This window comes from Peptostreptococcaceae bacterium, assembly GCA_016649995.1.
Taxonomy (GTDB): Bacteria; Bacillota; Clostridia; order Peptostreptococcales; family BM714; genus BM714.
The window spans coordinates 1-4461 of the sequence record JAENWJ010000084.1 but is presented as its reverse complement, the minus strand read 5'-3'; the positions used below and the strand labels follow the sequence as shown (position 1 = coordinate 4461).

The following is a 4461-nucleotide window of genomic DNA, read 5'->3' as shown; positions in this document are numbered from 1 at the left end:
TGAAAGAGACAGCAGTTATCATAAATATGGGCAGAGGAACTACTGTAAACGAGGAAGATATGATCAATGTTTTGCAATCAAAATCAATAAAAGGTGTTGTCACTGATGTATACAACAAAGAACCACTTTCGGAGGACAGCCCCTTGTGGAAAACGGATAATATAATCATGACCCCGCACATTTGCGGTGAAAACCCGAATTACATGAAGATGGCCTATGAGATATTCAAGAAGAATCTTATGGTGTTTGCTTCGGGTGAAGGCGAAATGATAAACAAGGTGGATCTGAATAAGGGATATTGAAGTAGAACGTGGAAAGTAGTAAGTGGAAAGAAAAGCGAAATAAAAAAGCGAAAGATAAAAGCAGTAGAACGTAGAACGAGAAGCTGGCAACATGTTTTTAATCTTTTTCTTTCAACTTACTACTTTATACTTAAAAATGAAAGCTCATTGTGAGCTTTCATTTTTCTTGGTTTGCAAGGATGAATTCGTCGTTTGCCATCTTGAAGGAATCTTTAAGGCCTGAGGTCGTATATACATTAAAATCCTTCGTTATAAATATTGCTTCTGCATCGGGGATGGATTCAAGCAGAGTGAGCCCGGATTCGAGACCCAGAGAGAATGCCACGGTTGAAAGCGCATCGGCATCTACCGATTTGCTGGCAATTATAGATACCGCTGTTAGGCTGTTTTCGAAAGGGTATCCGTTAAAAGGGCTAAGTATGTGGTGGTATGACTTGCCGCCCGATTCGAGAAAACGTTCATAAATGCCCGAAGTTACAACGGACTTGTCTTTTACGCTGGCCACCCCGATGTAATCGCTTCGTTCTGCCTCGGGGTTTTGAATGCCAATCTGCCATGGATTGCCGTTTGGATTTTGTCCGAGGGCATAAATGTTTCCGCCGAGATTGATTATGGCATGATTGATTCCTTCTTTTTCAAACATCTCGCTCAATGCATCGGCCGCGTAACCCTTTGCGATTCCGCCCAGGTCCAAAATCATTCCGGAGTCTTTAAGAAAAACTGTTTTTTCATCAGGATTCAATAAAACCTTTTTGTAGTCAATTTGTTTAATTGCTTCATCTATTTCGGATTGGTCGGGAACGCGCGCATTTTCCTTTCCTATGTTCCAAAGACTTACCAATGGACCTATTGTTATGTCGAATGTTCCTCCGGAAAGGCTTCCGTAGTATATAGCTTTATCGATTACATCGTATGTGTCGCCGGATACCTTGACAGGATTTTCGCCTGCTGCTCGATTTATTTGATTGAGTTCGCTTTCGGGCATATTTAGGCTCATTTTGTTTTCTATATCTTCTATAAGGCTGAAGGCTTCTTCGAATACGGCTTCGTCAACGGATTCATATATTTTTATTTGCACGACTGTTCCCATGAAGAGATCGGTGCGAGTGGCAGGGAATTCCGACGACGATGGATTTCTGTTGCAGCCGGCAACTGAAATGGTAAAAATCATCAATATTATTGAAACTAAAAAGAGTTTGCTGGTTTTCATAAAGACCTCCAAGTTGGACATTGTAGCTTTATTATATTAGAATTATGTATTATAAGCAAAAAAAACGGAGGATTGGCATTAATGAAGAAAATGGATTTAATAATCATAGTTTGTTTGCTGGCCTTGGCCTTGATTCCGATTTTTGCTCTGGGAGTCTATAGGAACAGGCCTGTAGATGTTAGAGTTGTAGAAATAAAAATGGATGGCGAGTTGTATGAGTCATTTGAATGGATTGAAGGATTAGAGAATGAAATAAACATTGATACGGAATTTGGAATAAATAGAATTGTGGTCGACAACGAAGGCCTTAGAATTGCATATTCGGATTGCGCAAATCAGGTGTGCGTGCTTGACGGAGTGATAAATTCACCTGGGGAAATATTGGTATGTTTGCCGCATAGGCTGATTATTGAGATAAAGGGAAAAAGAGACGGAGATGGTGTTGATGACTTTTCATATTGACGGAATTGATAAAGCAGTTAAAGCAGGAGGCATTGCGATAGGTGGAGGAAACATTCCAATAAGAATCGCAGGCCCATGTGCTGTTGAATCGCGGGAACAGATAATAAAAATTGCCAAAATTGTTAAAGCTGCGGGTGCGGAATTCTTGAGAGGCGGGGTATTTAAGCCGAGAACGAGTCCTTACGATTTTCAGGGTTTGGGATGGGAAGGGCTGGAGTATTTAAAAGAGGCAAGTTATCTAACAGGTCTTCCTATTGTAACGGAGGTGCTTGATCAATACCATATTGATAGGATTGTTGAGCAGGTGGACTTGATTCAGATAGGTTCCAGGAACATGCACAACTATGCTCTACTAAAGGCTGTAGGAGAAACGGGAAAACCTGTTTTGTTAAAACGCGGAATGAGTGCAACCCTTAGGGAATGGATACTTGCTGCAGAATACTTGGCATCGAGCGGCAACGGTGAAATAATTTTGTGCGAAAGAGGAATAAGGACCTTTACAGATTATACTAGAAATACTCTCGATTTATCGGCTGTACCAATAATGAAAAAAGAGACGGGTCTGCCGGTCTTGGTTGATCCAAGCCACGGAACTGGATTGAGGGAACTTGTGGCGCCGATGAGCAGGGCGGCTTTGGCATGCGGCGCTGACGGAATAATGGTTGAGGTTCATAATAATCCGGAAATGGCACTTAGCGATGGGGAGCAATCGCTAAGACCGGAAGACTACAGAAATCTGGTTTCGGAAATAGAGATATTCCGGCATTCTAAAAATAAATGATTGTCGGAGTTTTGCAAGGTGGGTGATTCTATGTTCAGGGATAAAGCATTTTACTCTTATGCATGGCGGGAATTGTTAAAAAGAATAAATGAACACAATATCTTTGGCTACGGAGCTCAAATGGCATATTTTTTTGTGCTGTCAGTTTTTCCGTTCATGATATTTCTTTTCGGTATGCTGACACGCTTTTCCATGTCCTACGGCGGTTTTTTCGATGGAATTTCTAAAATTGTTCCAAAGGAAGTCATAATGGTTATAAGAGACTACGCTTCAGCAGTGGCGCCCCGAGCGAATGCTAATTTTCTTTCCGTTACGGCGCTGATTACAATATGGTCGGCATCCCGTGGAATTCATGAATTGAGACAGGCTATGAATAGGGCGTATGGCGTAAAAAACGTAAAAAAATATTGGCGCAAGAGGTTTATTTCAATAATTTACACAATAGCCTTGATGATTTCAATAGTGTTTGCATTGACGCTCCCCAGCATGGGCAAGGATTTTGTTTTATTTATGGAAGATATATTAGGGTTTGATTTGGGATTCATTGAAATGTTTTTAGCATACAGATGGCTCTTTATTATTGGGTTTTTCTTTGCGGTAATTTCATTTTTTTATTATGCTTCTTTTGATCGCCACGATAAATGGAGAGATGTAATACCGGGAACTCTCTTCGCAATGGCGGGATGGGTTGCACTTTCTGCAGGTTTTTCAATGTTTGTAAATAATTTTGGAAGATATACAATAATATACGGTAGTTTGGCAGCTATGGTAGTGCTAATGGTTTGGCTATACATGAGCAGTATAGTATTGATGCTTGGAGGAGAAATAAATTCGATTTATTATTCATTCAAGGCACGCGAATCGAATAATGGAGAATAAAAAAAATTTGAAGCATTAAATAAAAACAGAAGACCCCGAAGCTAATGCAACGGGGCTTTATGATATTATAAAAATAATTAGAAAGATATGTAAATGGATATAAATCAATATAGGAGGCAATATAACGGGAGGCACGATATGGACAATTTATATAAAAATGTATGCGACACCATAGAAATCAATGTCAAGAATAATCAATCCATTAACAGCCGAATAAAGTCCATCGCCATGGAGAAAATTCGAGGGGATGCTTTTCGCAAAGAAGTGAAAAGGATTGAAAGCGAGAAAGACTATTCATGCGGAGCAGTATATTCGTTGATGAAGGAGATTTTACTTGTCGTTTCGGGTGGCGCAGAGCCAAAGGATTGGCTTCAATATATATATCAATATGCTCTGAATAAATCCTTTCCTCATGCGGTTCAAATAGAGATGAATCCGGAACTTGACCATGCTTCGGAGCTGTATCTAGATGTTTTGGCAACGGTGGCCGAGAGCCAAAAAAAATCTGGCGACGGCACATGGCAAAGCAAGTACGCGTTTGAATATTTGAAAGAGTCCGAAATAGAAAGATTGGAAAACAGTTATGAATACGAGAGATTCGTTGATGTTTTCAGGAACGACCATGTCTATGAAATGATGAAGCTAAATCAGGAGGTTGTTGGATACAGCACACTCGACCATATAATGGGGGTTCACTATCTTGCACTGTTTGTTGCAAGGCAGCTTAAAAATTTGGGGGTTTCAATAGATCTTGGACGTGTTTCGGGAGCGGCAGCAGGGCATGATATAGGGAAATACGGATGCAAGGGATTAGAAATGAAAAGGGT

The 4461-nt window shown here is 40.3% G+C and carries 6 protein-coding genes; 5 read left to right on the top strand and 1 reads right to left on the bottom strand.

Annotation, left to right across the window (positions count from 1 at the left end; genetic code table 11):
• A partial coding sequence (locus JJE29_09155) for a D-2-hydroxyacid dehydrogenase (protein ID MBK5252783.1) occupies positions 1-302 on the top strand: 302 nt, incomplete at its 5' end.
• 157 nt (positions 303-459) lie between these two features.
• Here the strand turns inward: JJE29_09155 and JJE29_09150 are convergent.
• Entirely contained in the window at positions 460-1512 is a 1053-nt protein-coding gene (locus JJE29_09150) for an FAD:protein FMN transferase (GenBank protein ID MBK5252782.1), read from the bottom strand.
• Positions 1513-1593: 81 nt separating this feature from the next.
• Here JJE29_09150 and JJE29_09145 point away from each other — a divergent pair, with 81 nt between their 5' ends.
• The 4 genes from JJE29_09145 to JJE29_09130 form a co-directional block, all read left to right on the top strand.
• Positions 1594-1974: a NusG domain II-containing protein gene (locus tag JJE29_09145; GenBank protein ID MBK5252781.1), complete on the top strand. Its 381-nt coding sequence runs from the start codon at positions 1594-1596 to the stop codon at positions 1972-1974.
• Positions 1949-2755 (top strand): 3-deoxy-7-phosphoheptulonate synthase, encoded by an 807-nt coding sequence (gene aroF, locus JJE29_09140; GenBank protein ID MBK5252780.1) that lies wholly within the window; start codon positions 1949-1951, stop codon positions 2753-2755. The genes JJE29_09145 and aroF overlap by 26 nt, the downstream gene beginning before the upstream one ends.
• A gap of 30 nt (positions 2756-2785) precedes the next feature.
• Positions 2786-3634 (top strand): YihY/virulence factor BrkB family protein, encoded by an 849-nt coding sequence (locus JJE29_09135; GenBank protein ID MBK5252779.1) that lies wholly within the window; start codon positions 2786-2788, stop codon positions 3632-3634.
• 138 nt (positions 3635-3772) lie between these two features.
• On the top strand, positions 3773-4461 hold a 689-nt coding region (locus JJE29_09130), incomplete at its 3' end, for a cytidyltransferase (GenBank protein MBK5252778.1).